Source organism: Nisaea sp., assembly GCF_040217065.1.
Lineage (GTDB): Bacteria > Pseudomonadota > Alphaproteobacteria > Thalassobaculales > Thalassobaculaceae > Nisaea.
Map to the genome: position 1 here is coordinate 18,043 of NZ_JAVJNX010000004.1, position 25,882 is coordinate 43,924.

The 25,882-nt window shown below is 62.6% G+C and carries 29 protein-coding genes; 15 read left to right on the forward strand and 14 right to left on the reverse strand.

Translation table 11 applies throughout. The features are described 5' to 3' along the window. Window positions 1-155 precede the first annotated feature (155 nt). From RH950_RS01615 to RH950_RS01645, 7 genes are all read left to right on the forward strand, one after another. A complete protein-coding gene (locus RH950_RS01615) occupies window positions 156-1,346 on the forward strand; it encodes a pentapeptide repeat-containing protein (protein ID WP_350053037.1) in 1,191 nt (396 codons plus the stop codon). A 5-nt stretch (window positions 1,347-1,351) separates the two neighbouring features. Beyond that, window positions 1,352-1,729, forward strand: a complete 378-nt coding sequence (locus RH950_RS01620; RefSeq protein WP_350053039.1) for a PilZ domain-containing protein — start codon at window positions 1,352-1,354, stop codon at window positions 1,727-1,729. A 264-nt stretch (window positions 1,730-1,993) separates the two neighbouring features. Next, window positions 1,994-3,196 (forward strand): imelysin family protein, encoded by a 1,203-nt coding sequence (locus RH950_RS01625; RefSeq protein ID WP_350053041.1) that lies wholly within the window; start codon window positions 1,994-1,996, stop codon window positions 3,194-3,196. A gap of 99 nt (window positions 3,197-3,295) precedes the next feature. Beyond that, window positions 3,296-4,795 carry a di-heme oxidoreductase family protein gene (locus RH950_RS01630; RefSeq protein ID WP_350053043.1) on the forward strand — a complete coding sequence of 500 codons (1,500 nt, stop codon included), beginning with the start codon at window positions 3,296-3,298 and terminating at the stop codon, window positions 4,793-4,795. A gap of 10 nt (window positions 4,796-4,805) precedes the next feature. Next, a complete protein-coding gene (locus tag RH950_RS01635; RefSeq protein WP_350053045.1) occupies window positions 4,806-5,900 on the forward strand; it encodes an imelysin family protein in 1,095 nt (364 codons plus the stop codon). Between the two features lie 5 nt (window positions 5,901-5,905). Further along, window positions 5,906-7,033, forward strand: coding sequence for a DUF1513 domain-containing protein (locus tag RH950_RS01640; RefSeq protein ID WP_350053047.1), 1,128 nt, complete (start codon window positions 5,906-5,908; stop codon window positions 7,031-7,033). A gap of 106 nt (window positions 7,034-7,139) precedes the next feature. Continuing rightward, window positions 7,140-7,523 carry a c-type cytochrome gene (locus RH950_RS01645; RefSeq protein WP_350053049.1) on the forward strand — a complete coding sequence of 128 codons (384 nt, stop codon included), beginning with the start codon at window positions 7,140-7,142 and terminating at the stop codon, window positions 7,521-7,523. A 48-nt stretch (window positions 7,524-7,571) separates the two neighbouring features. On the opposite strand, the gene RH950_RS01650 is transcribed toward RH950_RS01645, so the two are convergent. The 4 genes from RH950_RS01650 to RH950_RS01665 all read right to left on the reverse strand — a co-directional run bounded on the left by RH950_RS01650 (window position 7,572) and on the right by RH950_RS01665 (window position 10,492). Then, window positions 7,572-8,531 (reverse strand): ChaN family lipoprotein, encoded by a 960-nt coding sequence (locus tag RH950_RS01650; RefSeq protein WP_350053051.1) that lies wholly within the window; start codon window positions 8,529-8,531, stop codon window positions 7,572-7,574. Continuing rightward, window positions 8,531-9,055, reverse strand: coding sequence for a hypothetical protein (locus RH950_RS01655; protein WP_350053053.1), 525 nt, complete (start codon window positions 9,053-9,055; stop codon window positions 8,531-8,533). Before RH950_RS01655 ends, RH950_RS01650 begins: the two co-directional genes overlap by 1 nt. Window positions 9,056-9,162: 107 nt before the next feature. Continuing rightward, window positions 9,163-10,047 carry an RNA polymerase sigma factor SigJ gene (gene sigJ, locus RH950_RS01660; RefSeq protein ID WP_350053055.1) on the reverse strand — a complete coding sequence of 295 codons (885 nt, stop codon included), beginning with the start codon at window positions 10,045-10,047 and terminating at the stop codon, window positions 9,163-9,165. A gap of 13 nt (window positions 10,048-10,060) precedes the next feature. Further along, entirely contained in the window at window positions 10,061-10,492 is a 432-nt protein-coding gene (locus RH950_RS01665) for a carboxymuconolactone decarboxylase family protein (RefSeq protein ID WP_350053057.1), read from the reverse strand. A gap of 146 nt (window positions 10,493-10,638) precedes the next feature. Here RH950_RS01665 and RH950_RS01670 point away from each other — a divergent pair, with 146 nt between their 5' ends. Genes RH950_RS01670 through RH950_RS01690 form a run of 5 tightly spaced genes read left to right on the forward strand, consistent with a single transcriptional unit; the run spans window position 10,639 to window position 14,340 of the window. Then, the gene (locus RH950_RS01670; RefSeq protein ID WP_350053059.1) at window positions 10,639-11,373 is read left to right on the forward strand and encodes a DUF1538 family protein; all 735 of its coding nucleotides are present in this window, start codon (window positions 10,639-10,641) and stop codon (window positions 11,371-11,373) included. A gap of 3 nt (window positions 11,374-11,376) precedes the next feature. Continuing rightward, window positions 11,377-12,207, forward strand: a complete 831-nt coding sequence (locus RH950_RS01675; RefSeq protein WP_350053061.1) for a DUF1538 domain-containing protein — start codon at window positions 11,377-11,379, stop codon at window positions 12,205-12,207. After that, on the forward strand, window positions 12,204-12,554 hold the full coding sequence (locus tag RH950_RS01680; protein WP_350053063.1) for a P-II family nitrogen regulator: 351 nt from the start codon (window positions 12,204-12,206) through the stop codon (window positions 12,552-12,554). Before RH950_RS01675 ends, RH950_RS01680 begins: the two co-directional genes overlap by 4 nt. Then, the gene (locus RH950_RS01685; protein WP_350053065.1) at window positions 12,551-12,952 is read left to right on the forward strand and encodes a CBS domain-containing protein; all 402 of its coding nucleotides are present in this window, start codon (window positions 12,551-12,553) and stop codon (window positions 12,950-12,952) included. The genes RH950_RS01680 and RH950_RS01685 overlap by 4 nt, the downstream gene beginning before the upstream one ends. Before the next feature lie 20 nt (window positions 12,953-12,972). Further along, complete coding sequence (locus tag RH950_RS01690; protein WP_350053067.1) at window positions 12,973-14,340, forward strand: MFS transporter; 1,368 nt, start codon at window positions 12,973-12,975, stop codon at window positions 14,338-14,340. Window positions 14,341-14,398: 58 nt separating this feature from the next. Here the strand turns inward: RH950_RS01690 and RH950_RS01695 are convergent, their stop codons facing one another. The 8 genes from RH950_RS01695 to RH950_RS01730 form a co-directional block, all read right to left on the reverse strand. Next, entirely contained in the window at window positions 14,399-14,842 is a 444-nt protein-coding gene (locus RH950_RS01695) for a VOC family protein (protein WP_350053069.1), read from the reverse strand. Window positions 14,843-14,945: 103 nt separating this feature from the next. Beyond that, on the reverse strand, window positions 14,946-15,578 hold the full coding sequence (locus RH950_RS01700) for a 2-dehydro-3-deoxy-6-phosphogalactonate aldolase (protein WP_350053071.1): 633 nt from the start codon (window positions 15,576-15,578) through the stop codon (window positions 14,946-14,948). A gap of 37 nt (window positions 15,579-15,615) precedes the next feature. Further along, on the reverse strand, window positions 15,616-16,587 hold the full coding sequence (locus RH950_RS01705) for a zinc ABC transporter substrate-binding protein (protein WP_350053073.1): 972 nt from the start codon (window positions 16,585-16,587) through the stop codon (window positions 15,616-15,618). Between the two features lie 77 nt (window positions 16,588-16,664). Then, window positions 16,665-17,468 carry a metal ABC transporter permease gene (locus RH950_RS01710; RefSeq protein WP_350053075.1) on the reverse strand — a complete coding sequence of 268 codons (804 nt, stop codon included), beginning with the start codon at window positions 17,466-17,468 and terminating at the stop codon, window positions 16,665-16,667. Window positions 17,469-17,495: 27 nt separating this feature from the next. Next, window positions 17,496-17,879 (reverse strand): RidA family protein, encoded by a 384-nt coding sequence (locus RH950_RS01715; protein ID WP_350053077.1) that lies wholly within the window; start codon window positions 17,877-17,879, stop codon window positions 17,496-17,498. Between the two features lie 124 nt (window positions 17,880-18,003). Further along, complete coding sequence (locus tag RH950_RS01720) at window positions 18,004-18,945, reverse strand: diguanylate cyclase (protein WP_350053079.1); 942 nt, start codon at window positions 18,943-18,945, stop codon at window positions 18,004-18,006. A gap of 138 nt (window positions 18,946-19,083) precedes the next feature. Beyond that, window positions 19,084-19,515, reverse strand: a complete 432-nt coding sequence (locus tag RH950_RS01725; protein ID WP_350053081.1) for an acyl-CoA thioesterase — start codon at window positions 19,513-19,515, stop codon at window positions 19,084-19,086. Between the two features lie 3 nt (window positions 19,516-19,518). Next, window positions 19,519-20,337 carry a hormone-sensitive lipase gene (locus tag RH950_RS01730; protein ID WP_350053083.1) on the reverse strand — a complete coding sequence of 273 codons (819 nt, stop codon included), beginning with the start codon at window positions 20,335-20,337 and terminating at the stop codon, window positions 19,519-19,521. A 134-nt stretch (window positions 20,338-20,471) separates the two neighbouring features. On the opposite strand from RH950_RS01730, the gene RH950_RS01735 reads away from it, so the two are divergent. Further along, on the forward strand, window positions 20,472-20,948 hold the full coding sequence (locus RH950_RS01735; RefSeq protein ID WP_350053085.1) for a MarR family winged helix-turn-helix transcriptional regulator: 477 nt from the start codon (window positions 20,472-20,474) through the stop codon (window positions 20,946-20,948). A 19-nt stretch (window positions 20,949-20,967) separates the two neighbouring features. Here the strand turns inward: RH950_RS01735 and hutC are convergent, their stop codons facing one another. Further along, window positions 20,968-21,669, reverse strand: a complete 702-nt coding sequence (hutC, locus tag RH950_RS01740) for a histidine utilization transcriptional repressor HutC (protein WP_350054234.1) — start codon at window positions 21,667-21,669, stop codon at window positions 20,968-20,970. Next, window positions 21,666-23,042, reverse strand: a complete 1,377-nt coding sequence (locus RH950_RS01745; RefSeq protein WP_350053087.1) for a formimidoylglutamate deiminase — start codon at window positions 23,040-23,042, stop codon at window positions 21,666-21,668. Before RH950_RS01745 ends, hutC begins: the two co-directional genes overlap by 4 nt. Window positions 23,043-23,133: 91 nt before the next feature. Between RH950_RS01745 and hutI the strand changes: the two genes are divergently transcribed. Both hutI and hutH read left to right on the forward strand, forming a co-directional pair. Next, complete coding sequence (gene hutI / locus RH950_RS01750) at window positions 23,134-24,333, forward strand: imidazolonepropionase (RefSeq protein ID WP_350053089.1); 1,200 nt, start codon at window positions 23,134-23,136, stop codon at window positions 24,331-24,333. Beyond that, entirely contained in the window at window positions 24,330-25,877 is a 1,548-nt protein-coding gene (gene hutH / locus RH950_RS01755; protein ID WP_350053091.1) for a histidine ammonia-lyase, read from the forward strand. Before hutI ends, hutH begins: the two co-directional genes overlap by 4 nt. Window positions 25,878-25,882: the final 5 nt, after the last annotated feature.

Genomic DNA, 25,882 nt, shown 5'->3' on the forward strand with positions numbered 1-25,882 from the left:
CTCGGGTGATAACCGTATTCGAAGCGCGATAGGCGAGGCCTCCTCGCCGAATTGCAAAATACCTGAGGACAGCTCAGGGCAGGACCGGGACGACGATACGCTTCATGACTGTGGCATTCGAAAATTCTGAACTCAAGCCAGTCCCAGAAGATCTGATGGCGGCGATCAAATCCCACCATACATATCTTTCCGGGAGGCCCGGTGGCCTGCGCCTGAAGAACGACGAACTCGACGTCTCGCATTGCCGTTTCGATTACATGTCCCTCTCGCAGGCCGTCCTGCCCTGTGCGGAGTTTTCCGAAAGCTCCTGCGTCCGCAGCGATTTCAGCGAAGCTGATCTTTATGGATCGAATTTCGCATGGGCCAAGCTGGAAGGTGCCATTTTTACAAAAACGGATCTTCGCGGCGCGAACTTTGTGATGGCCGACCTCACCGGCGCCTCCATGCAGAACGCGGATCTCCGGCCCGGTCAGATCGTCCGCTGGTCCGGCAACACCAGCGGCGGGCCGGTCAGCACCAACCTCGACAGCGCGAATTTGAATGACGCTGATCTGCGCGGCGCAGACCTGCAGGACGCGAACCTGAAAAATGTCCGCGCCATCGGCACCATGTTCGCCGACGATGATATGTATGCAACCAACCTCGCCGGCGCCATCCTGAACGGCGCGGACCTCTCCGGCTCGAAAATGCGCGGGGCCGTGCTTGCCGGGGCATCCGTCAAAGGCACAAACCTCTCGAACTGTGATCTTTCCGGCGCAAACCTGCGCAATGTGGATCTATCAAAAGCAACCCTCCACAACACCAATCTGGACGGCGCCATCACCCTGGAAAATGGCGCGGACCTGCCCGACGATATCGCGGAAGTTATCCGGTTGCACAGCCAGTGGATCATTTCGGATGGCGAAGTCGGCGAACGGGCCAATTTTGACGGGATGGACCTCAGGAACATCGCCCTGACGGGCTGCGATCTGCGCGGTGCACTCTTCACCGGCGCGCAGCTCGAAGGCACACAATTCAATCAGTGCGAACTGATGCTCGCGAACTTTTCCGGGACCGATCTGGTCCGGGCCAGCTTCCTCGGCGCCACACTGCGCGGTACGATCTTCGTGAATGCCAATCTGGTCGATGCTAAGTTTCTTGGCGCAAGGCTGGAAGTGGCTGAGATTTTCAACGCGCAGCAACAACGCACCGGCAAATCAATTCCCGTGATGTTCAATGGCGCGGTCCTGCAGGGAACGGACTTCTCCCGCGCCACGATCAGCGGTGCAATCTTTACCGATTCGGTTCAGTTCGGGACGATCTGGAACCATGCGAAAATCGAAAACTGTACAGGTATCGTCGGTTAAACAAGATGACAGCGAAAACGACCAAATCGATGACCTCCCTGCCCGGCAACCGTCGTGAATTCTCACGGCGCGCATCATCCCTGTCGGCCCTGATATCCCTGACACCGGAGTTCTCCGAATCCTGGCCCGCGAATATCGCCGACATTTCGCTGATCGGCATGAGGCTGACCGGGACATTGCCGCAAATCGACGGCGGCCCGGTTTTTGTCCGCCCCGACGGCACCGGCATCACCATCGCCGGGGATTTCATCTCTCAGGGTGAGGGCGGCTTGCGGTTGAAATTCGATCTCGACACCGTGCAGCTGGCTCAACTGGTCGCGTGTTCGGATGTTTACGCATCTCTCATTCTCGAGACGATTTCGGACGACTACCCACCGCGCTAACCCTTACAAACCAGCAGCATTCCCTTACCTAATAAGCTGATTTATATCATTTTTAAAGAAGACCAATTTAGTCACTTATTTGCTGTTGCAATTGAGAATGACTTTCAATATGGTCCCTTCATCGACGCCGGAGCCAACGAGACGGAGGTCTCCCGGACGATCTTTGGAGAATGAGATTTGCGCACGAAATCACTTGCCAAAACGGCGATCGCAGCCCTTGCAATCGCAGGCAGCCTCTCTGCCGCGCCGGTTCACGCAGACGCCATGAGCGCAAAGAAAGACATCATCAAGACCTATTCGAACATCGCGGCCGCCGCCTATGGGGACTCCCTGGCAGGCGCCAAGAAACTCCAGAACGCGATTGCTGCGCTGGTCGCCAAGCCGACGGATGTGACGCTTGATGCGGCCCGCAGCGCCTGGATCGAAGCGCGCGAGCCTTACCAGCAGACCGAGGCCTACCGGTTCGGCAATGCCATCGTCGACGATTGGGAAGGCAAGGTGAATGCCTGGCCGCTGGATGAAGGCCTGATCGATTATGTGCAGACGGACATCTACGGCGGCGAGTCGGACGGTAATCCCTATTACACAGCCAACGTGATCGCCAATCCCAAGCCGGTCATCGCCGGCAAGGAGCTGGATGCGAGCACCATCAATCGCGACCTGATCCAGTCCCTGCATGAAATCGACGAGATCGAATCCAACGTCGCGACCGGCTATCACGCCATCGAATTCCTGCTCTGGGGCCAGGACCTGAACGGCACCGGCCCGGGCGCCGGTGCCCGTCCGGTCAGCGATTTCAGCACGGAGAACTGCACCAACGGGAACTGCGCCCGCCGCGCCGCCTACCTCACCACCGTGACCGACATGCTTGTCGATGAGCTTGCATGGATGACGGAACAATGGGCTGACGGCGGCGCCGCGCGCACCGATCTGGTCGAGGGCGACGCGGATCGCGGCATCGCCACCATCCTGACCGGCATGGGCAGCCTCTCTTATGGCGAGCTGGCCGGCGAGCGGATGAAGCTCGGCCTGATGCTGCACGATCCCGAGGAAGAGCATGACTGCTTCAGCGATAACACCCATCGCTCGCACTACAACGATGCCCTCGGTATCCGGAATGTCTATCTCGGCGAATACACGCGGACCGACGGGTCCGTCGTGAAAGGCGCCAGTCTCTCAGCGTTCGTCGCCGGCAAGGACAGCAGCGCGGACACGGATCTGCGCGCCGCCCTGGATGCCACCATGAACAGGATGACCTCCCTCTCCGACACAGCGGAAAAGGGGGAGCGTTATGACCAGATGCTTGCGGAAGGAAACACGCGGGGGAACGAGATCGTTCAGGCCGCCGTGGATGCCCTTGCCGTGCAAACCAGGTCGATCGAGCGTGTCGTCGCAGCGCTCGGTCTGTCAGCCCTCGAATTTGAAGGTTCTGACAGTCTAGACAATCCGGGAGCTGTTTTTCAGTAACCGGTGCGGCACCAGCATATCTCTCCCACTCAAAGGGGACGGCTCACGCCGTCCCCTCTTTTCTGGTCGCACAGACCCACTTTGCGCTAGAACCGAATCATGCTGAACCGATCGAAACTGCTGTTCTGTGCGCTGCTGATCTGCGGTGCTGGCGCGCTCCCGGCATTCGCGGAGATGGAGCGGGACCGCATTGCCCGGATCACGACACCGACGTCCGATTTCTCCAGGCCGGAGAAATACGAGACCATGCAGGCGGGCGCCGCGACCCATCGCAAACGGGTCAATGGCGACGCCTTCTCCCATCCCTCCGCAAACATGGCTTTTGACCGCCGGCTCTATTTCGAAATCGGCGACGGTATCTTCAAGAAGATGTGGGTCAGTTCGCCTGCCAGCACGCAATCATCGGACGGTCTCGGCCCGCTCTACAACGCCCGCTCCTGCCAGCGCTGTCATCTGAAAGACGGGCGCGGCGCAGCGCCGGACGGTCTGCAGGCCGAGAACGGTTCCGTTGCCCTGCTGCTCCGCCTCAGCATCCCGCCGCAGAGCGACCAGGACCATGTCCGGCTGAATTCCGGGGCGGCCGCCGCCATCCCGGACCCTGTCTATGGCGGCCAGTTGCAGAATTTCGCGACGCCGGGCCAGACAGCGGAAGCGACCGTCACCGTGACCTACGAAGAAACTCCGGTGATGCTGTCGGATGGCATCACCGTGTTCCTTCGCATGCCCGTGATCACGCTGACCGACCCGGGCTACGGGCCCTTCCGGGAGGATCTGATGATCTCCCCGCGCATCGCCTCGCCGATGATCGGCCTCGGCATGCTCGAAGCGCTCTCGGAAGAGGATATCCTGAGCTGGGCCGATCCCGATGACCGGGACGGAGACGGCATTTCTGGGCGCGGCAATCGGATCAAGAGCAAACTCACTCAGGAAGTGATGCTTGGCAGGTTTGGCTGGAAAGCCAATCAGGCGACTCTCAAGGATCAGGTCACCGACGCCTTCTCCGGCGATCTCGGAATTTCCTCCAGCCTGCATCCGGCGAATGCCGGTGACTGCACCCCGGCCCAGTCCGCCTGCATGACCGCTCCGGATGGGGGAGACGCGAAAAGCGGCAATGTGGAAATCAATGACCACCTGCTGGACCTGGTGACCTTCTACAGCCGCAACCTCGCGGTTCCGGCCCGGCGCGATGCCGACGACCCGCAAGTGCTCGCCGGCAAGCGGGTATTCTACGAAGCTGGCTGCATAGCCTGCCATCGTCCGAAATACGTGACCCCGCGCGATCCGCTGCGCCCGGAACAATCCTTCCAGCTGATCTGGCCATATACGGACATGTTGCTGCATGACATGGGCGACGGCCTGGCCGACAACCGCCCCGACGGATTTGCCGACGGCCGGGAATGGCGCACGCCGCCGCTCTGGGGCATCGGCCTGACAAAAACCGTCAGCGGACATACAGATTTTCTGCACGATGGCCGCGCCCGCAACCTGCTCGAAGCCATTCTCTGGCACGGCGGTGAGGCGGCCGCCGCGCGCAACCGGGTGATCGATCTGCCGACCGGGGACCGCGAGAACCTTCTCCGTTTTCTCAACTCCCTATAGGCGACACGCCATGCAACGCATCCTGATCCTGATGGTCTCCATCCTGGCAATCTCGGCCGCGGGGCCGGCCGGACCGGCGCGCGCGGCAGATGCGGACGACACCTCCAGGGCCATTGCGAAGGCAAGCGTCTACGATCACATCATCCCGCGTTATGACCGGCTGGCTGCAGCCGGAGCCGGACTTGAAACCGCCGCCACGGCTTATTGTCAGGACCGCACACAGCAGAACTTCACCGCACTCGACACCGCTTTCCGGGATTACTGGATGGCCTGGGCCGGCATCCGGCATGTCCAGTTCGGCCCCGTGCAGTTCCTTGACCGGGGCTTCCGCATCCAGTTCTGGCCCGACACCCGGAACAAGATCGGCAAACAGCTGTGCCGCGTCCTCGCGGCTGAAGACAGTGCCGCGCTGGAGCAGACAATATTCACCAGGACCAGCATCGCGGTTCAGGGGCTCCCGGCCCTGGAGCGATTGCTGGCCGGCGGCAATGCGGGATATGACGGTCCCAAGGGCGCTTTCAAATGCGCCCTGACCGAGACCATAGCCAGCAATCTCGCCATTATTGCCAGAGGCATAGTCGATAACTGGAACCCGACCGACGGCTACGCCCACGCGGTCGCGGTGGCAGGTACCGGCGAGGGCCCCTATTCGGAAACCTACGAGGTGACGGTCGAGCTGTTGCAGAGCCTGCTTGGCGAGCTGGAAGCGAGCCGCGACGTCCGGCTCGGACGGCCGCTCGGCTCAGCCCTGGACAAGGCCCGCCCGAAACTGGCCGAAGCCTGGCGCAGCGGCCTGTCCAGCGACATTCTTGTCGCGTCACTGAAGGGCACTGAAGATCTTTATCTCAGCGGTGGATTCGACAGAGCCTTGCGGGATGCCGGAGAGAACGCACTGGCCGATCGGATCACCGCCGGGTTTCAACACGCCGTCACGCAGACCCGCGCGCTTGAAGGCTCCCTCTACGAGGCCTTCGCCGCACCGGAGAAACGCGAAGCCCTGCAGGCCATCCGCGCGGGTCTGAATGTGCTCGCCGGTCTGATCGGCACCGATCTGGCCGTTGCCCTCGATATCTCGCCGGGTTTCAACAGCCGGGACGGGGACTGAGTGTCATGATCACACGCAGAACCTTGATCGCCGGGCTCATCGCTTCCGGAGCAACCGCTCTGGTCTCCGCTCCGCTCACCGCAGGGCAGGCCGATGACCGCCTGCTGATATCCTGTGCCCGGAAGCCCGACGGCAGTTTCGTGCTGGTCGGCTTCACCGGGAAGGGCGCGGTCTCGTTCGAGCTGCCCCTGCCCGGGCGCGGGCACGCAACGACCATCTCGCCCGACCGTAGGACCGCTGTCCACATGGCCCGCCGTCCCGGACGCTTCATTCTGGTTGCCGATCTGGAGACGGGCACGCTCCGGGATCTGGTGAATGCGCCAAAGGGCCGGCATTTCTATGGCCATGCCGGGTTCTCGCCGGACGGGCGCCTGCTCTTCACCACCGAGAACGACTACGACAATGCCCGCGGCGCCATCGGCGTCTGGACCGCTGGTGCGCGCTATGAGCGGGTCGGGGAATGGGACAGCCACGGTATCGGCCCGCATGACCTCAGCCTGATGCCGGACGGCGTGACCCTGGCCATCGCCAATGGCGGCATCCTGACCCATCCGGACAGCGGCCGGGCCAAGCTGAACATCGCCGACATGGCGCCGGGCCTGGTTTTCCTCGATGCCCGGGACGGCAGCTTCATCCGCAAGGTCGAACTTCCGCAGGAACTGCACAAGAACAGCATCCGGCATCTCGATACCGGCCCGGACGGCACGGTGCTGTTCGGCATGCAGTATCAGGGCGACACATCCGATGCCCCGCCGCTTGTCGGCATGATCGGCCGCGACGGCAAGAGCACCCTGTTCGATGCCCCGGAAACCCTGTCACCCCGGCTGAAGGGCTATTGCGCCGATGTCGCCATCGACCCGAGCGGACAATTCGGCGCCGGCACCTTCCCGCGCGGCGACAGGATCGCCATCTGGTCGATCCCGGACGGCAGGCTGGTCTCCTTCAACAGCGTGCGCGACAGTGCCGGCGTTGCCCCCGGACCGCACGCAGGCGGCTTCCAATTCTCCACCGGTTTCGGCAAGCTTCTCTCCCGCGAGGTCGATTCCGGAAGCCATGTTACCGAAGGCCGCACCGAACGATTTGCCGGATTGGCCTTTGACAACCATATGACTGTGCTTGAGCGGCCACTCTGATGCGCGGTGCGACAGTTCAACGACTGGGCGTCGTTCGTTCGGAGCGGTACAAAGAAAACCGAACAGATCTGTCGACCTGAAACGACCGGCTCAATTGGAGAGAAATATGCTGCGCAAAGCCATTTACGTCGCCACCCTTCTGGCCCTTACCGTCACCCCGGCAATGGCCGAAGGCGACGCGGCGAAAGGCGAGAAAGTCTTCCGCAAGTGCAAGGCCTGTCATGTCGTCGACAAGGAAAAGAACCGGGTCGGCCCGCATCTCGTCGGGATCTTCGGCCGGGCCGCTGCGAGCGCGGAAAAATTCAAATATTCCAAAGCTTTGAAAGCCAAGGCAGACGAAGGTCTGGTGTGGGATGAGGCAAACATGGCCGAATTTCTGAAAGCTCCGAAGAAATATGTCAAAGGCACCAAGATGGCCTTCGTCGGGCTGAAGAAGCAGGACGAAATCGACAATGTCATCGCCTATATCAAGGCCGAAAGCGGGAAGTAAGACCGGGCGTCCGAAACATGGCCGCGCATCGGTTCCGCCGGTGCGCGGTCAGTCTTTCGTGGAGGCACCGAATCGAGCCTTGAGCTCGGCGCAATAGTCCTTATTCGGCTGTGCCGGATCCGTGTACCAGACATAGTCGAATCGGTCGGCCGGAATCTGGCGCTCTTCTCCCGCCCAGACGATCTCCAGATCGCCTTCCAGCAGGCCGATTGCCGAGACATTTCCGACGCCCAACCGTTGCTGAAGATGGAATCCCACACCTATATCGCGGCGCGCATGCTGTGCTCCGGCGATCAGCACGGCGCCGTCGGCTGCAGCGGCGGATCGTACCATCGCCTCTGCCAGACTGGCATCTCGCGCAACCTGGACGGCAAGCATCGGGGCAAGTCTGTCTCGCGGAATGAGCCCGCAATGCCCGCGATAAATCTCTCCCAGGAGCGCCTCCCGGACCGACTCCGGAATCGGCTCGTGTAATCGGAGAGCCGCCATCAGCTCGGGCTCCAGGTCCTCTCCGCCGCTGATCGCCCGCACCGTTGCCGCATCCAGATTTCCGGCAACCATCGGCAGCTTGACCGTCAACGCGACTTCCGCGATCGGGCGATAGAATTTCCAGTCGGGCCAGCCGGACCCGGCCCAGCCAACGACTTCGGCAAATGCATCCGGGTCTGCATTCCCGCTGGTTTGGAACTCATCGATCATGGGCTGCTTGCCGCGCTCGATCATCTCCCAGACCAGCGCCGGCTTCCGGCCCAGCGCGATCATGCGGCGCAGGAGTTCCGCCTGAATCTCGTGATGCTCGGGATTGTCGTGCTTTTCGCCAAGGAGAACAAAGCGCCGGTCCGCAAGGTCTTCCGTCAGGCGGTCTAGCGAAAGCGGCTGGCCCGTTGCCGTTTCAAACAAGGCGGGCGGCGGGGAGGCAGCACCCGGAGCGGCGGCTGTCAGCGTCAGGGCGACGATGAGCGCACAGAAATACGGGCCGACGCGATACGGGATACTGGAAATACTCATCAATCAAACAGGCTGTCGATGGCGTCCTGGTCCATGATGTCGTCGATCTCCGCCTGATCGTAGCGCGGCACGGTGCCATTGATCACACCGGAGATCTGCTCCAGCGTCAGCGTGATCTCACGCACCTTGGCCATGGTCTGCTCGCGGAATGCATCTTCCGGAATCGTGCCGTTCAGTTTCTTCAGAAGATCCACGGTCGCGAAGATCTGCTCATTGGCCGTCGCCACCAGGTCCTCGAAGGCATGGATATATTCGTGCGGCGCGTTTTCATAGGACCAGATGGCCAGTTCCTTGTCCGAGAATCCGCTCGCCGCAAAATGCTCGGTGTAAGTCGCCGGCTTCCATTCCTCAACCTCCTCAAGCATTTCCGGCATATCCGGAATCAGCTCGAACAACATCACCACTTCATTGAAATGGTTCAGATAATCGGTCGCCAGCAGGGAGGTCTCATTGATATTTGTCCCCCGGACCAGCAGCCTGTAGGTCTTGGTAAGGCGAGGTTGCGTCTCCATCTCGGCAAACATACCGCATTCCCGGCTCAGTTCAGATGCAATTTTGCCAGTAGAAACGGCAACTGCTTAAAATTACGTGTATTTTACGTCGATCGGTATCCTTCTTACAGGCAGCGGCCTCAGTCCGCGAGATCGAAACCGTGCAGCTTGTCCGGATTGCGCATGATCATGATTTCGGCGATCTGCCGGTCGGCATTGACGCTGAAGGAGACCACGGCATGGGCGACGGCACCGTGCCGCACGATCAGGGCACGCTGCGCGTTGATCTCGGCTTCGGTCACGGTATAGGCCGACCAGAATTTCGGCAGAGCCCTGGTGACAAAGGTGAGCACCCGATCCGCGCCTTTGACCGGCCCAAGGATGGATGCCGCTTTACCGCCGCTATCCGCCGTCAGAACCGCATCACGTGTCAGCAATCCGGCGAGGTCGTCCGCCGTCCCTGTCCGCAGTGCCGTCTGGAAGGCATCGATCAGCCTCTTCTGCAAATCCTGGGGGGCGGGTTTGGTATTACCCGCCTGCCGGACATTCACCCGGGCGCGGGAGACCAGTTTGCGGCAGGACGCTTCCGTGCTCCCGAGCTGCTCCGCGATTTCCGCATAGTCCATCGCGAACACATCATGCAGCACGAACGCCGCCCGCTCCTTCGGCGCCAGACGGTCCAGCACCAGCAGAAACGCCATGGTCACGCTCTCGCTGATCATCAGATCCGTCTCCGGCGTCGCGCTTTCATCCGTTGCCATAGGCTCCGGAAGCCAATGGCCGACATACTCGGTCCGGCTGCGCCGGGCTGATTTCAGAACGTCGAGAGCCCGCCGGGTACAGACCGAGGTCAGCCAGGCGCGGGGTTGCTCGATCGCGGCGCGATCGGTCTCGCTCCAGGCCAGGAACGTGTCCTGCGCGACATCTTCCGCCTCGGCACGGGAGCCAAGGAGCCGATAGGCGAGGCCGATCAGCATCGGCCGCGCCTGCTCGAACTCCAGAATGTGATCCGGACTCGATGTCATCAGTGCATTTTCATCAATGTTGGGAGACCTGAATACGGTTCCAGAGATTGATCATGGCGATGATCGCCGTCAGCGTCGAAATGTCCTTGTCGGAGAAGTGCTTACGCAGTTCCTCCCGCAATGGCCCAAGATCGGCCTTCGGGTCCAGCTCGGTCAAGGCCTCAGTCCAGGCCAATGCCGCCTTTTCCGCCGGGGTAAAATCCCGGACATGACGCCAGACGATAACCCGGTCGATCCGCTCTTGGCTGTCGCCGTCCTTCAGGGCTTCCGCGATATGCATTTTGACGCAAAAGGCGCACTGGTTGATCTGCGAAGCGCGCAGCTTCACCAGATGATGCAGCAGCTTGTCGAAACCGGCTTCGGCAATACTTCCCTCGACCGCTTGCAGTTTGCCGAGGACTGCCTCCGCGTTGGCATAAAAATTTATGGGCTCGGTGCCAGCCATATCTGTCTCCTGCTTGGCGTTACGATGTGGTTTCAAAGACATGTCGAGCCAGCCTTCTTGGCTGTGACGTCAGTCTGGAAATTTTCCGTATGCATGCGGCGATGGGCACACTGGATGTTGGCTGATCAACCGTTTAGCGTGCCTTCATGGTCAATCGGTTCCTTGCGTTCGGCTCTCTGTTGCTCAGCACTGCCCGTGATGTGTTGCCGATTGTTATCGTCGTTGCCTTCTTCCAGCTTGCCGTCCTGCAGCAGCCCTTCCCGAATCTGGGACAGACGCTGGCCGGCCTCGTCATCGTGATTCTGGGCCTGACACTGTTTCTGCAGGGTCTCGAGATGGCCCTGTTCCCGATCGGCGAATTCCTCGCCGGCGCACTGGCACGCAAGGGCAGCCTGATCTGGCTCCTGCTGTTTTCCTTCGGCCTCGGTTTCGGCACCACGGTTGCGGAACCCTCCCTGATCGCGGTCGGGGACGAGGCCGCCCGCGTCATGGCGGAAGGCGGCTTCATCGGAAACGATCCGGATGCAATGCGTTCCTATGCCCTCGCCTTGCGCTACACGGTGGCCGTTTCGGTCGGCCTCGCTATCGTGACCGGCGTCTTCCGCATCCTGAAAGGCTGGCCACTGCACTGGATCATGATCGGCGGCTATGTCGCTGTACAGGGCCTGACCGTCGTCGCGCCGGAGGAGATCATCGGCATTGCCTATGATTCCGGTGGCGTCACCACCTCGACAGTGACCGTCCCGCTGGTCACCGCCCTCGGCGTCGGGCTGGCGACCGTCATCAAGGGCCGCAATCCGGCAATCGACGGTTTCGGGCTGATCGCTTTTGCGTCACTTTCGCCGATGATCTTCGTGCTCATTTTCGGGATGGTGTTTTAGGCCATGGCGATGGAATGGATCAACGCTCTCATCGACGCCTTTCTCGGCACGCTGATCGACGTGTTCCCGATCGCCGCCATTCTGGCCTTTTTCCAGCTGGTTGTGCTGCGCCAGCGCATCCCGAATCTGGGCCGGGTGCTGCTCGGCTTCGTCTATGTGATTCTCGGTCTGGCGCTGTTTCTGGTCGGGCTGCAGGAGGCCTTGTTCCCGATCGGGGAGCTGATGGCGACACAGCTGACCGATCCGGCCTTCATCGCCCCAGGGCGCGCCATCGGGACCCTCGACTGGGCGGACTATTACTGGGTCTATCTGTTCGCCGCCGCCATCGGCTTTTCCACCACCATCGCCGAGCCGTCCCTGATCGCGGTCGCCAACAAGGCGAGCGATCTGACCGGTGGCACGGTCAATGGCTGGGGTCTGCGTATCGCGGTCGCCATCGGCGTGGCGCTCGCCATTACCGTGGGCGCCTTCCGGATCATCACCGGAACACCGCTCTATCTTTACATGATCGCCGGCTACGCCATCGTGGTCCTGCAGACATTGTACGCGCCGCGCATGATCATCCCGCTGGCGTACGATTCCGGCGGTGTCACCACTTCCACCGTGACCGTTCCGCTGGTCACGGCTCTCGGCCTCGGTCTCGCCTCGACCGTTCCGGGGCGGGACCCGGTGCTGGACGGGTTCGGACTGATCGCCCTTGCCAGCCTGTTTCCGATGCTCAGCGTGATGGGCTATGCCCAGGCCGGCGCCTGGATGGCCGCACGGCAAAAACGCCGTGCAAACGCCCTTTCCAGGATTACCTCAACACCCCCACAGCCAGGGAGCCAGCGATGAAGTTCAAGCTGATAGTTGCCGTGGTAAGCGATGCCAAGACCGAAATCGTGGTCGACACCGCACGGAAGTGCGGCGGCACCGGCAGCACCGTCATCACCAATGTCCGGGGCGAGGGCCTGAAACCCTCCTCCACCTTCCTCGGCCTGACCCTTGAGGGCCAGCGCGACGTCGTCCTGCTCGTGGTCGAGGAACATATGTCGCGCCATATCCTGGAGGAAATCTGCCGGGCCGGCCGGTTCGACGAGGATCTCGGCAGCGGTGTCGCCTTCCAGATCGATATCGAGGACGCCGTCGGCCTGACCTCGCAAATCAAGGAAATCGAAAAAGAGATCGAGGAAGAAATATGAACCACCATCCTTATGTGAAGGTCGAGGACGTGATGAGCGGAGACCCGCATGTCATCGACGGCCTCGCAACGGTGCGGAACGCCATCGACCAGATGCGTGAGCACAATGTCAGCTCGCTGGTGATCGAGCGCCGGGACGACCGGGACGAGTATGGCGTCGTCACGGTCGGCGACATCGCCGCGCACGTCGCCAGCAAGGACCGCTCGCCGGAACGCACAAGCGTCTACGAGGTCATGTCCAAGCCGGTGCTGAGCGTCGATGTCGGCATGGATATCAAATACGCGATCCGCATGCTGAACCGCTTCAAGCTGACCCGGGCACTGGTCACTCGCCAGGGCGAGATGGTCGGCATTGTGACCCTCAGGGACATGGTCGTGCGCTATACTGCGCCGGACTGACATCTGCCCAAGCGGGGAACATGATCGATATTCTGCGCCATTCCGCCTACAGGCATCTTTTCTTCGCGCAGGCCCTGTCGCTTCTCGGCAGCGGCCTGACAACGGTCGCCCTCGGATTGCTGGCCTATCAGCTCGCGGGACCGGATGCCGGGCTTGTCCTTGGCACCGCGCTCGCCATCAAGATGATCGCTTATGTCGTGCTCGGACCCGTCGGCGCCGCGCTTTCCTCCCGGTTTCGCCGAGGGCCCTTTCTTGTCGTGCTGGATCTGATCCGGGCAGGATTTGTCATCCTGCTGCCGTTCGTCACGGAAATCTGGCAGATCTACCTGCTGATCTTTCTGTTTCAGGCCTGTTCCGCCGCCTTCACGCCGACCTTCCAGGCAACGATCCCGGACCTCCTGCCGGAAGAGCGCGATTACACCCGGGCCCTGTCCCTGTCGCGCCTGCTCTATGATCTGGAGCAACTTGTCAGCCCGATGCTGGCCGGACTGCTCCTGACGGTCACGACGTTTCACGGCCTGTTTGCCGGCAACGCGCTCGGTTTTCTTGCGTCAGCACTCCTGATCGTCACCGCATCCCTTCCCGCCCAGAAACCGGATGCAACAAAGCGCAGCTTCCGCGCCCGGGTGTCGCGCGGCAGCTGGATCTACCTGAAGACACCGCGGCTGCGCGGTCTGCTCGCGCTGAGCTTCGCGGTTTCGGCGGCGGGATCCATGGTGATCGTCAATACTGTCGTCTTTGTCCGGGACGTACTCGGCGGCAGCGAACGGGACGTCGCGCTGTTCTATGGAGCGACGGGTCTGGGCTCGATGATCGTCGCCCTGACCCTGCCGAGACTGCTCGAGCACCGGTCCGCCCGACCGATCATGCTGGCGGGCGGCGCGCTTCTTGCGCTCTCGCTGTGCGCGGGCATCGCGGCGGAAACCTACCTGCAGGCCCTGGCCGCGTGGTGCATGGTCGGGATCGGCTCATCCATGGTGATGACCCCGTCGGGACTTCTGCTGCGGCGCTCGTCCCATGCCGAGGACCGGACCGATCTGTTCGCCGCCCAGTTCGCCCTGTCGCATGCCTGCTGGCTTGTCACCTATCCGCTGGCCGGATGGATCGCGACCGCCTACGGCATGAATGCCGCTTTCATGACGCTCGCGATCGGGGCGGCGGCGGGGCTGTCAGTCTCGCTGATGGTCTGGCCGCGGCGCGACCCGGCAGAACTGGTGCACGAGCATGAGGAACTGATCCACGAACACCCTGTTTCAGACGACGGGCACCACGGGGCGACGCACCAGGTACCGATCGATCCGTCAGGCCAGACACACCGGCATCGCAAGGTCCGCCACCGCCATACCTTTGTCATCGACGACCACCATACGGCATGGCCGCAAGGGTGACGCTGCCGCAGGCTGAAGCGCTGCCGGGAGCCGAGCGATACCGGGATCGGTTACGGTCTTACCAGGAGCCGGTATTCGGCATCGATGCCCAGGGCTCGGCCGGCGCCAGCGCCTCGCCTTCCTGCAGGATCTCGATGGAGATGTCGTCCGGGGACTTCACGAAGGCCATGTAGCCATCCCGCGGCGGGCGGTTGATGGTCACACCCGCATCCATGATCTTCTGGCAGGTCTCGTAGATATTCTCGACCCGGAAGGCGAGATGCCCCCAGGCCCGGCCGGTCTTGTATTCTTCCGGGTCCCAGTTGTAGGTCAGCTCGATCACCGGCGCGCGCTTGTCGGAGGCGGCAGTCGCCTCGTCACCCGGCGCGTAGAGGAAGATGTTCGTGAAGCGGCCCTTCTCGCTGTCATAGCGGTGGGTTTCCTTGAGGCCGAGAATCTCGCAGTAGAATTTCAGGCTCTCGTCGAGGTCGCTGATCCGGACCATCGTGTGCAGATACCGCATGTGTTCGCTCCCGCTTGGCATGCTTGTGGAATGGTGATGAGTTTATGACATCGCGCAGGCGCTGCCCGGTTACAAGCCCGGTTTCCGAAATGGGCTTATTCCGTCATTGCCCCGCACCGTCCCGCCAGGCGGCGATCAGAGCGCTGGCATCGGCCTTGATCAGGTCTACCGGCTTGCCCTGCTTGAAGATCGAGGAGCCGACAGCGACGGCTCGCGCACCGGCCGCAAATAAAGCGGCGATGTTTTCCAGTCCCACGCCGCCGGTGACGACGATTCCCCGGTCCGGAGGCAGGACCGCGCGCAACGCGCCAACGATTTTCGGCTGGATCGCGTCTCCCGGGAACAGTTTAAGATAATCCGCACCCGCGGCCAGCGCCTGAAAGGCTTCGGTCGGCGTGAAGAATCCGGGCATGGAGATCAGGCCGCGGGATTTCGTCTCGTCGATCACCCGGGCATCCGTATTCGGGGAGACCACCAGGCGCCCGCCCGCCGCCGCGACAGCGCGCACATCCTCGTCCGTCAGCACCGTCCCGGCGCCGATCACCGCGCGGCTACCGAAGTGGCGGGCGAGGCAGGCAATGCTCTCGAACGGCAGCGGCGAATTCAGCGGTACCTCGATCACGCGGATACCGGCGTCGAACAATGCCTGTCCGATCTCTTCCGCACGTTCGGGTTCCAGGCCGCGCAGAATAGCGACGATGGGACAGACGCTGAGCGCCTCTTCAATACTGATCACGGCCCGCCTCTCGATTGAGTTCAACCGGTGCAGTATGTCATCTCAGGCAGGATTCGAAACCGTCCGCTAATCCGAGCATCAGGGCATTGTAGGCATCCGGTCCGAACGGGATGGTACTGCCCACCGGATCAAGCGTGCTCAGCTTCACCCCCGAGCCTTCCGCCACCACCTCGGCAAGGCGGGGGCGGAACTGAACCTCCCGGAAAATGCAGCGGATCCCGCCATCCGCAACCCGCTGCCGGAGAGCCTGCAGCCGTGCCGCACCCGGAGGGGCGCCGGTTCCAAGGCTGATCGCGCCGGCCGCCGTCAGATCGAACGCGGCTTCGAAATACTGATAGGCATCGTGGAAGACGAGAAACGGCCGGTCACGGACCGGCGCAAGCTTCTGCCGGACCGTTGCGGAGAGTTTTTCAAGATCCTGCACCGCCGCTTCGGCATTGGCGTTATAGAGCGCAGCCCGGTCCGGATCATGTGCGACCAGCGATGCCGCAATCGCGCGGACGAAGGCCACGGCATTAGAAGGGCTCAGCCAGACGTGCGGATCGTCCGGACCGTGGTCGTGCCCGGCGTGCTCGTCTTGACCATCCTTGTCATGATCTCCGTGCCCGTGCTCCGCGCCCTCGTCATGCTCGGGAGAGTCCCAGAGCGTCCCCTCTCGAACAGGAAGATGCGTAACGCCTTTGACCTCACTCAGTTCGACAACGCGACCGCCATTGTCACCATCCCGGTCGACCGCCGCGTCAAGGAAGGTCTCGATGGTATGGGACACCAGAAAAACCAGATCGGCGTTTTCAATTGCCCGAGCATCGGACGGACGCAGCGCATAATCATGCGGCGACTGTCCGTTCCGGAGCAGCAAATGCGGCTCGCCCGCACCGGCCATGACCTTCGCAACAAGGCTGTGCACCGGCGGCATTGACGTGACAACCGAAAGCTCGGCACGCGCAGGCAGGGCAACAAGCAGAATAGCGGCGCATAAGCCGCCGATCTTTATAAACGGATATCTCATGGGGAATCTCAATGAGTGAATTCAATAACGTTATAACATAACAAAGTTTGAATTCAAGCCCAACCTGACCGAACCGCCTATTCCCTTGCCGACAATCTGCCCGGCCAGCGCGGCAGACCGATCAGGAAGACGGCAAAGGCAACGAGCACGATGGACGGCCCCGCCGGCGTGTCGAACTCCAGCGAGCCCAGCATTCCGATCAGCACGGAGACCACGCCGATAATGACGGCCCCGGCGACCATGGCCTCCGGGCTTTTGGCCCAGCGCCGCGCGCCGGCGGCCGGCAGGATCAGCAATGATGTGATCAGCAGAACCCCGACGACCTTGATTGCCACGGCAATGACCAGGGCGAGCAGCAGGGTGAAAATCAGGTTGGCGCGGCGGCCCCCGAGCCCTTCGGCCCGGGCCAGGTCGCTGCTGACCGTGGTCGCCAGCAACGGCTCCCAGATCCGCCAGAGACAGAGCAGAACGACCGCAACGACGGCATAGATCAGCATGATGTCCTGCCGGGAAACCGACAGCACATCGCCGAACAGCACGCCCATCAGATCGACCCTGAGCCAGCTCATCAGGCCGATGGCGACCAGCCCCATGGCGAGGGCACCGTGCGACAGAATCCCCAGCAACGTATCGGTCGGCACCGAACTCCAGCGCTCAAGCGACAGCAGAAGCGCGGCCACGGCGACCGTCACGGCGAAAATCCCGAGCACCGGCTCGATATTCATCAGGAAACCGAGCGCCAGTCCGAGCAGCGCGGAATGGGCCATTGTGTCGCCGAAATAGGCGAGCCGGCGCCAGACCACGAAACAGCCCAGCGGGCCGGCAGCCAGTGCCGCCCCGATCCCGGCCGCCAATGCCCGCAGCAGAAAGTCGTCAATCACCTGCGCATCTCCCGATCAGCGCATGGCTCAGAGCGCGACAGCCTCACCTTCGACTTCACAAAGAAAGTCAGGCAACGCGAGGGCAGAGATTTCAACATAGGTGCAGGCCGGTGCATGCCCCTCGAACATCCGGTCGCGGATCTCCCGGAAAGAGGCGACCGAGCCCGGCACCGTGGAATAGAAAACGATCTTCACGATGTCCGTCTTGGTCATGCCTGCACCTTCGATGACCTTGAACAGGTTCTCGAAAGCCTGAACCGTCTGGGCTTCCAGGCCCTCTCGCACACTGCCGTCCGGCGCAACGCCGATCTGACCCGAGGCAATGGCCCGCCGGGCATTGGCCGGCACGGTTACAAGCTGGGAATAACGCGAGGCTGGCGCTACAACGCCTTTCGGATTGGTGAATTCCATCGGATTGCTCTCCAACACTGTCACATGGACCTGGACTGACCGCCGCGGCGAGGATCACACGCGGCACGGTCTTGCAGAGATCACTTAGTGGGAATGGCAGGCAAGGAAAAATATATTCTGCGGCCTAGACTGTCTCAACCGTGTCCCGGACAACAACCTTATCGCGACCACTGTCCTTGGCTTCGTACAATGCGATGTCCACCACCTTCAGAAGGTCTTCGATAGTCTCGCAATCTGCATCCAGCTGAGTGCACCCGATGCTGATGGTGAAACTGAGCTCCTTGCCCGCCACCGGGACGCGAATGGCCCGCACCGCATTGAGCAATCTATCCGCCGAGACCAGCGCTTCCTTCGTGCCGGTTTCAGGCAGAAGGATGGCAAACTCCTCGCCACCGATTCGTGCCACGGTGTCCAGGTCGCGAAGTGCATTCTCCAGAACCTTGACCAGCTGCACGAGCACGACATCACCGACATCATGGCCGTAGCCGTCATTGATCCGCTTGAAATGGTCCACATCGATCATCAGAAGCGAGGACGGATGCTTGTACCGGCGTACACGCTTGAACTCATCCTCCAGCCTGGACATGAAATAGCGCCGGTTGAAGGCTGATGTCAGCGCATCCGTCGTGGCCAGCCGCTCAAGTTCCCCGTTCAGAAGTTCAAGGCGCATTGCATATTCCCGCAACCTGAGATGATTGCGGACCCGGGCCGTGACCACTGCCGGCTTGTACGGTTTGGTAATGTAATCGATTGCCCCGAGCTTGAGGCCTTTTTCCTCGTCACCGGCGTCAGAAAGACCGGTCACGAAGATCACCGGCACATTTTCTGTTCGCGGATCATCCTTCAAGGCCCGGATGACCTCATACCCGTCAAGATCCGGCATCTGGATATCGAGCAGGATCAGGTCCGGCGGGCTTTCGAGAGCCTTGTCGATTGCCTCGCGCCCGCTCAGGGCGGCCGAGACCGTTCCGAGATCCTTCAGGATAAGGCTGAGCAACATCACGTTCTCAGGAGCATCGTCGACCACGAGGATCGCGAACTCCGGACTATCGGTAGCGTTGCTCATCTCCGTCTCCATAATGCGGTCCACGGTATCAATTAGACATAGAAACTGTTCGAACTAAATATCCACCCGCAATAGTTAACGCCACGTGAAAACCCGCATATCTCAAATTTGGGACACCCGCACGCAAACACCGCAACCTTACCCCGATTCGGCAGCCGTCACTTCTTTGAACGCTTGCATTCGGCTCTTTATCTGCGCGCTCCAGGCGACCGGACGGCCGCTGCTCTTCACAAACTGGACGAGCGTTGACCGGCAAGTCAGACGCAGTTCGCCGCCACAGGACGCGACGATCTCCACATCCAGACTCGAGGTGCCGATACGCGCGACCGCGAGGCTCCAGTCCAGCACGTCGCCCAGCCGGCTGGGCGCACTGAAATCGACCGAGATCCGCGCTGTCGGGATGCCCCGGTCGTCGATCTCGTGCATCTGCTGGAATCCCCAATCGAGTCCGGTGCGGAACCATTCCTCCACGGTAAGATTGATCATCTCGAAATAGCGCGGATAGAAAACCATCGCCGCCGGGTCACAATGCTGAAAACGCACATGCTGCTGTATCTGGAACGCTGCCATGGATCAGGAATCCTCTCCGGTGAAACGCCGGGTCAGAAGCGAATCCGCTTCTTCCAGGTCGCCGATCACGTTGAAATGATGTTTGCCCTCGGCATGAACCGTCGCCATATCGGCGCCGAGTCCCGTCCAGATATTGCCGAGCAGATCGTTCTGGCGGCGAAATTCCGGGCGCTCGCCGGAGCCCACCCAACAGGTTAGCCGGGCACCCCGAGCGGGATGGAGCAAGGCAGGACTCTCCTTTTCGGCCTCGGCGGCGTCGAGTTTCAGGTCCTTGTTCATTTCCAGGTTCAGCAGGGGACGCAGATCGTGCAGGCCGCTGATCGAGACGGCCAGGGCAATGCGCGCTCGAGTCGCCGCGTCCAGCGGCGCGTCGCGGCACAGCATGCGGCTGACCAGGTGCCCGCCGGCGGAATGGCCGGCAAGATGGACGGGGCCGACGACCCGCTCCGCTGCCGCCTCGACCGCCCGGGCAATCTCCACCGTGATTTCCGAAATACGTGCGGCCGGCGCCAGGGTGTAGCTCGGCACGGCAACCGCCCAGCCGCGCGCGACCGCGCCCCGCGCCAGGTGCGACCAGGTACTCTTGTCAAAAGCCCGCCAGTAACCGCCATGGACAAACACCGCGAGCCCCGCAGCCGAACCGGCAGGCCGGAACAAATCGTACCGGTTGCGCGCACCCTCTCCATACGGGATGTCGAGCTCGGCCCGCTCGCCCAGCTCATGACGAAAGGCCGCGGCCCGCTGCTGCCACATCGGCGGATAGGTCTGCGCCGCGTCGATATGCGCGCCGTTCGCGTAGGCGTCATCCCAGTCGGCAATCATCCGCAGCATCTCCCCACCATATTCCGGCCTACCCTGCTGGCTGCGCGATTCTAGGAGACGTACCAACCGGCGGCCAGCGTCATTTAAATTCAATTTTCTGCTGCGAAATTAATTTAAAAGCCTAAGATTCACCAATGGTGCGATCATCAAGCTCACATCTCGCGGCAGCGGCGGAGACACGCAAAACCCGGCTCAGGCTGTGGCTGAATCTCCTGCGAACCACGCGTTCGGTTGAAAATGCGCTGCGGGAAGAAATGCGCCTCTCCTACGATCAGACCCTGCCGCGATTTGAAATCCTGGCCACCCTGGAACGCAGCGAGAACGGCCTCAGGATGAGCGCCCTTTCAGAGCAGTTGCTGGTTTCGAACGGCAATGTCACGGGCATCGTCGAACGGCTGGTCCAGGACGGTCTGGTCGAGCGGCTTCCTGTGCCGGGAGACAAGCGGGCCACGCTGGTGCGGCTGACCCATAAAGGCGAAGCCGTGTTCGCAGAGATGGCCGATGTCCATGAGCGCTGGGTGAACGATCTGCTCGGCTCGGTCGCCCCGGAAAATGCGCAATCCTTGATCGATGTGCTGACGAAAGTTCGCAAACGACTGCAGGATGACTGAAACCGGCCGGCGGAGCGCCTCAGATCTCCGTCGTCATGCGGTAGCCCGGCCGATAGGCCAGCTGGACGACGGTAATCGGCGCCGCGTCGTTCCATGTTGTCCGCTCGATCGCGAAAAGTGCCATACCTTCCTTGGTGTCGAGGGCCTTTGCCTGGACGGTTGATGCGTTCAGTGCCAGGAAACTGATGTCGCCCCTGGTGAAAGGCTGATTCCGGACCAGCCATTCGTTCGGGCTGATAACAGCGAAATCGGCGTCGGCAAACTCCGGCACAGCGTCCAGATTCACCCACCGGTCCTCATAGAGAAACGGCCGGCCATCCGCGCGGTGCAGGCCTCTCATATGGAGGGCCTCAAAGCTGCTGGTCAGCCCCACCTTCTGCAGCAGTGCCGCCGGCGGACAGGACCGCCTCTGCTCCAGAATGTCGAAGCGATAGGCGCAGCCCATCGCCTCGATCTCGATGCGGGTGATCGGAATTTCCAGCGTCGCCTTGCGCACCGGATCGAGCGCGACCCGGGTGCCCGCCTTGCGCCGCCGCTCCAGCAAGCCACTGTCCGCCAATCCCTGCAGGGCACGGTTCACCGTCGCCCGGGCGCAGCCAAACTCCACCGCAAGCTCGGTCTCGCCGGGAATCAGGTCGCCGGGACGCCAGACGCGGTCGGCGATACGGCGTTTGATTTCGGCCTGAATGCCCTGCCAGGACTTGAGCGCGGACTGCGTCAGAGTGCGTTCTCCAGATCACGAAGTGCTTCACGATAGCGCGCCCGGATCCGGTCCCGGGCGATGTGCCGGCCGTCTCTTACCACATGCCGCCCGGCGGACCAGACATCGCGCACCCAACGGTCGTCGCCGGCAAAGATGAAGGTATCGAGAATGCGGTCCCCGGTGCGCCCCGCAAGATCAAGCGCCGCGCCATCCAGCGCCACGAGGTCGGCCATCCGGCCCGGCGCTATGGCCCCGCTGTCGCGCCCCGCCGCCTGTGCGCCGCCCCGCACCGCCTCCTCGAACAGCACCCGCCCGGCGGACCGGTCCGGTTCGGCCAGAACGGCGCGGCCCTTGTCACGCAAGCGCTGGGAATATTCCAGCGTCCGCAGCTCTTCGCTGAGCGAGATCCGGATGTTCGAGTCCGAGCCGACACCGAAACTGCCGCCCGCCGCGCGATAGCGCACGCCGTCGAATATCCCGTCTCCAAGGCTGGATTCGGTGATCGGGCAGAGCCCGGCCACGGCACCGCTCTTTGCCATCGCCTCGGTCTCGGACGGCTCCATCTGAGTAGCATGGATCAAGCACCAGCGCCGGTCGACCGCATGGTTCTCCAGCAGCCAGGCCATCGGCCGGGCGCCCCAGGCCGCCTCCACTTCCTCGACCTCGGCAACCTGCTCGGCAACATGGATATGGAGCGGCCGGTCCGGACGCAATGCCGCCGCACCGGCAAGCGCCTCCCGCGTCACCGCGCGCAGGGAATGCGGGGCAACGGCGATGGCGCAGTCCGGTGTGAGCTTTGCCACCGCCGATTCCGCTTCTTCGAGCAAGCGTGCATAGCCGTCCGGATCGTTGCCGAAACGGATCTGCCCCGGCCCGAGATCCCGGCCGTCGCAGCCGCCGACCTGATAGAGCACCGGCGCCAGGGTAAGGCCGATCCCCGTTTCCGCCGCAGCCTCGACAACACGTTCGCTCATCTCTCCGAGAGCGGCATAGGGCGTGCCGTCGACCTGATGATGCAGATAGTGGAACTCCACCGATCCTGCATAGCCCGCTTCCAGCATCTCCATCTGCACCAGTGCCGTGATCGCGCTCACATGCGCCGGGGTCAGGGATTGCAGAAAGCGGTACATCAGCCGCCGCCATGTCCAGAAACTGTCTTTCGGATCGGGTCCCCGGCCTTCGGTCAGTCCCGCCATCGCCCGCTGGAACGCATGGGAATGCAGATTGACCGGAGCAGGCAGCAACACGGCGGCGCGATGGTCCGCGCCAGCGGAAGCAGCGGGGTCGCCGGTCCGGACCGACTCTAACCGGCCATCGCCGCCAATCGTGACCAGCGCATCCCGGTGCCAGCCGTCTTCCATCAGAAGCGTCTCTGCGAAAACCGTCGTCACGATGGCGTCTCCTTGTTGACAGCAATTATTATGTATAGACATAATATTCAAATCAGCCTTCCGGGCAAGCCTCCATTCGGACCAGACGGCCATGCAGATTCTCGGCAATGCCACGCTCGCGACCATGCTCCCAGACACCGGTTCCTATGGCCTGGTGAAGAACGGCGCCGTCGCGCTGCGGGACGGGAGAATCGCCTGGGTCGGGCCGGAAACAGACCTTCCGGCCATGTTCACCGACTGGCCGCGCGAGGATCTTGGTGGGCGACTCGTTACCCCGGCTCTGGTGGATTGCCACACCCATATCGTCTTTGGCGGCAACCGCGCCCGCGAGTTCGAATTGCGCCTCGAAGGCGCGAGTTACGAGGAAGTGGCCCGCGCCGGGGGCGGCATCGTCTCCACCGTGACCGCCACCCGTGCGGCGAGCGAGGATGATCTGGTCGCCGATGCCCTGCCCCGCGTCGACGCGCTGCTGGCGGAAGGCATCGCCACACTCGAAATCAAGTCGGGCTATGGCCTCGATATCGAAACCGAGCTGCGCATGCTGCGCGCCGCCCGTCGCATCGGGCAGGAACGGCCTGTCCGGGTCCGCACGAGCTTCCTCGGCGCCCATGCTGTTCCGGCGGAATACAAGGACCCGGCGGACGCCTATATCGACGAGATCTGCCTGCCCGCCCTGACAAAGGCAGCGGAAGACGGTCTTGTCGATGCGGTGGACGGGTTCTGCGAGGGCATAGCCTTCAGCCCGGCCCAGATCGAGCGGGTTTTCAAACGGGCCGAAGAGCTCGGCCTGCCGGTGAAACTCCATGCGGAGCAACTGTCCGATCTCGGCGGCACGGCACTGGCGGCGCGATACGGTGCACTGTCGGCGGATCATCTGGAATATCTCGGCGACGACGGCATCGCCGCCATGGCTGAAAGCGGCACCATCGCCGTGCTGCTGCCCGGCGCGTTTTACACATTGCGCGAGACGCAGCTGCCGCCGGTGCAGGCCCTGCGCGATGCGGGCGTGCCGATTGCGATCGCGACCGACTGCAATCCCGGCTCCTCGCCGCTGACCTCCCTGCTGCTGACGATGAACATGGCCTGCACGCTGTTCCGCATGACCCCGGAAGAAGCGCTGGCGGGCGCCACTCGGATCGCCGCGCAGGCACTTGGCCTCTCCGATGCCGGCACCATCGAGGCCGGCAAGCGGGCCGATCTCGCCGTCTGGGATGTCAAAGAGCCGGCAGAGCTGGCCTACCGCATCGGCTTCAATCCTCTCCACAAGCGCATTTTCGCGGGGACTTCATGAGCGACATCATCCTGACACCGGGCAGCACCACGCTGCTCGATCTCGAAGGCCTGCGCAGCCAGGGTCACCGGTTCCGGCTCGACCGGGCGGCAAAACCCGCCGTCGATGCGGCTGCCGCGCTCGTCGCCCAGGCGGCGAATGGCGGCGAGGCCGTTTATGGCGTCAATACCGGTTTTGGCAAGCTCGCCACCGTGCGGATCGCGCCGGAGGATACCTCCACCCTGCAACGCAACCTGATCCGCTCCCATTGCGCCGGTGTCGGCGCACCGACGGAGCCGCAGGTGGTGCGGGCGATGATGATCCTGAAGCTGCTGTCTCTCGGACGCGGTGCCTCCGGCGTGCGTTGGCAGGTGATCGAGCTGATCGAGGCCATGCTGCGCGCCCGGGTGACCCCGATCGTGCCAAGCCAGGGATCGGTCGGCGCGTCCGGCGACCTCGCCCCGCTGGCCCATATGGCGGCCGTCCTGATCGGCGAGGGCAAGGCGGAATACAAGGGCCGGACCATGCCGGGCAAGGAGGCGCTGGACGCTGCCGGACTGACACCGATCGAGCTTGGCCCGAAGGAAGGTCTGGCGCTGATCAACGGTACCCAGTTCTGTACCGCCTACGCACTGGTCGCCCTGTCCCATGCCTGGCGCAATGTCGAGGCGGGTGTGGTTGCGGCAGCCCTCTCCACCGATGCAATCATGGGCTCCACCGCGCCACTGCATCCGGCCATTCACGCACTGCGCGGCCATCCGGGCCAGATTGACGTTGCCGCCGCCATGCGGGCATTGATGGACGGCTCCGAGATCCGCGAAAGCCATATGCTCGGCGACACCCGCGTGCAGGACCCCTATTGCATCCGCTGCCACCCGCAGGTTTCCGGCGCCGCCATCGACATGATGCGCCATGCCGCCCGCACGCTGGAGATCGAGGCCAACGCGGTGACCGACAATCCGCTGGTGCTGGTCGAGGACAACCGGATCATTTCCGGCGGTAATTTCCACGCCGAGCCGGTCGGTTTCGCCGCCGACCAGATGGCCATCGCCATCGCCGAGATCGGCGCCATCGCCCAGCGCCGTGTCGCCCTGATGGTCGATCCGGTGCTGTCCTTCGACCTGCCCGCCTTCCTGACGCCGGAGCCGGGGCTGAATTCCGGCATGATGATCGCCGAGGTCACCACCGCCGCGCTGATGAGCGAGAACAAGCACCTCGCCAATCCCTGCTCGACGGATTCGACGCCGACCAGCGCCAACCAGGAAGATCATGTTTCCATGGCGGCCCACGGCGCCCGCCGGCTGATGCGGATGAACGACAACCTGACCCGGATCATCGCCGTCGAACTGCTCTGCGCCGCGCAGGGTGTGGAGTTCCGGGCACCGTTGAAAACCAGCGATGCCCTGCAGCGCGTGGTCGCCGCCATCCGCAGTATTTCGCCAACCCTGACGGACGACCGCGAGGTTGCGGTCGATATCGAAGCCGTCGCCGCGCGTATCCTCGACAAATCCATCGCGGAGGCCACCGAACATGGCCCGCTGATGGGCCTTTCCGCCCGCTACTAGACCCC

Coding starts and splice junctions, on each gene's coding strand:
- RH950_RS01615 (WP_350053037.1), top strand. CDS start 156: ATGGCGGCGATCAAATCCCACCATACATATCTTTCCGGGAGGCCCGGT.
- RH950_RS01620 (WP_350053039.1), top strand. CDS start 1,352: ATGACAGCGAAAACGACCAAATCGATGACCTCCCTGCCCGGCAACCGT.
- RH950_RS01625 (WP_350053041.1), top strand. CDS start 1,994: ATGAGCGCAAAGAAAGACATCATCAAGACCTATTCGAACATCGCGGCC.
- RH950_RS01630 (WP_350053043.1), top strand. CDS start 3,296: ATGCTGAACCGATCGAAACTGCTGTTCTGTGCGCTGCTGATCTGCGGT.
- RH950_RS01635 (WP_350053045.1), top strand. CDS start 4,806: ATGCAACGCATCCTGATCCTGATGGTCTCCATCCTGGCAATCTCGGCC.
- RH950_RS01640 (WP_350053047.1), top strand. CDS start 5,906: ATGATCACACGCAGAACCTTGATCGCCGGGCTCATCGCTTCCGGAGCA.
- RH950_RS01645 (WP_350053049.1), top strand. CDS start 7,140: ATGCTGCGCAAAGCCATTTACGTCGCCACCCTTCTGGCCCTTACCGTC.
- RH950_RS01650 (WP_350053051.1), bottom strand. CDS start 8,531: ATGAGTATTTCCAGTATCCCGTATCGCGTCGGCCCGTATTTCTGTGCG.
- RH950_RS01655 (WP_350053053.1), bottom strand. CDS start 9,055: ATGTTTGCCGAGATGGAGACGCAACCTCGCCTTACCAAGACCTACAGG.
- sigJ (WP_350053055.1), bottom strand. CDS start 10,047: ATGACATCGAGTCCGGATCACATTCTGGAGTTCGAGCAGGCGCGGCCG.
- RH950_RS01665 (WP_350053057.1), bottom strand. CDS start 10,492: ATGGCTGGCACCGAGCCCATAAATTTTTATGCCAACGCGGAGGCAGTC.
- RH950_RS01670 (WP_350053059.1), top strand. CDS start 10,639: ATGGTCAATCGGTTCCTTGCGTTCGGCTCTCTGTTGCTCAGCACTGCC.
- RH950_RS01675 (WP_350053061.1), top strand. CDS start 11,377: ATGGCGATGGAATGGATCAACGCTCTCATCGACGCCTTTCTCGGCACG.
- RH950_RS01680 (WP_350053063.1), top strand. CDS start 12,204: ATGAAGTTCAAGCTGATAGTTGCCGTGGTAAGCGATGCCAAGACCGAA.
- RH950_RS01685 (WP_350053065.1), top strand. CDS start 12,551: ATGAACCACCATCCTTATGTGAAGGTCGAGGACGTGATGAGCGGAGAC.
- RH950_RS01690 (WP_350053067.1), top strand. CDS start 12,973: ATGATCGATATTCTGCGCCATTCCGCCTACAGGCATCTTTTCTTCGCG.
- RH950_RS01695 (WP_350053069.1), bottom strand. CDS start 14,842: ATGCGGTATCTGCACACGATGGTCCGGATCAGCGACCTCGACGAGAGC.
- RH950_RS01705 (WP_350053073.1), bottom strand. CDS start 16,587: ATGAGATATCCGTTTATAAAGATCGGCGGCTTATGCGCCGCTATTCTG.
- RH950_RS01715 (WP_350053077.1), bottom strand. CDS start 17,879: ATGGAATTCACCAATCCGAAAGGCGTTGTAGCGCCAGCCTCGCGTTAT.
- RH950_RS01720 (WP_350053079.1), bottom strand. CDS start 18,945: ATGAGCAACGCTACCGATAGTCCGGAGTTCGCGATCCTCGTGGTCGAC.
- RH950_RS01725 (WP_350053081.1), bottom strand. CDS start 19,515: ATGGCAGCGTTCCAGATACAGCAGCATGTGCGTTTTCAGCATTGTGAC.
- RH950_RS01730 (WP_350053083.1), bottom strand. CDS start 20,337: ATGATTGCCGACTGGGATGACGCCTACGCGAACGGCGCGCATATCGAC.
- RH950_RS01735 (WP_350053085.1), top strand. CDS start 20,472: ATGGTGCGATCATCAAGCTCACATCTCGCGGCAGCGGCGGAGACACGC.
- hutI (WP_350053089.1), top strand. CDS start 23,134: ATGCAGATTCTCGGCAATGCCACGCTCGCGACCATGCTCCCAGACACC.
- hutH (WP_350053091.1), top strand. CDS start 24,330: ATGAGCGACATCATCCTGACACCGGGCAGCACCACGCTGCTCGATCTC.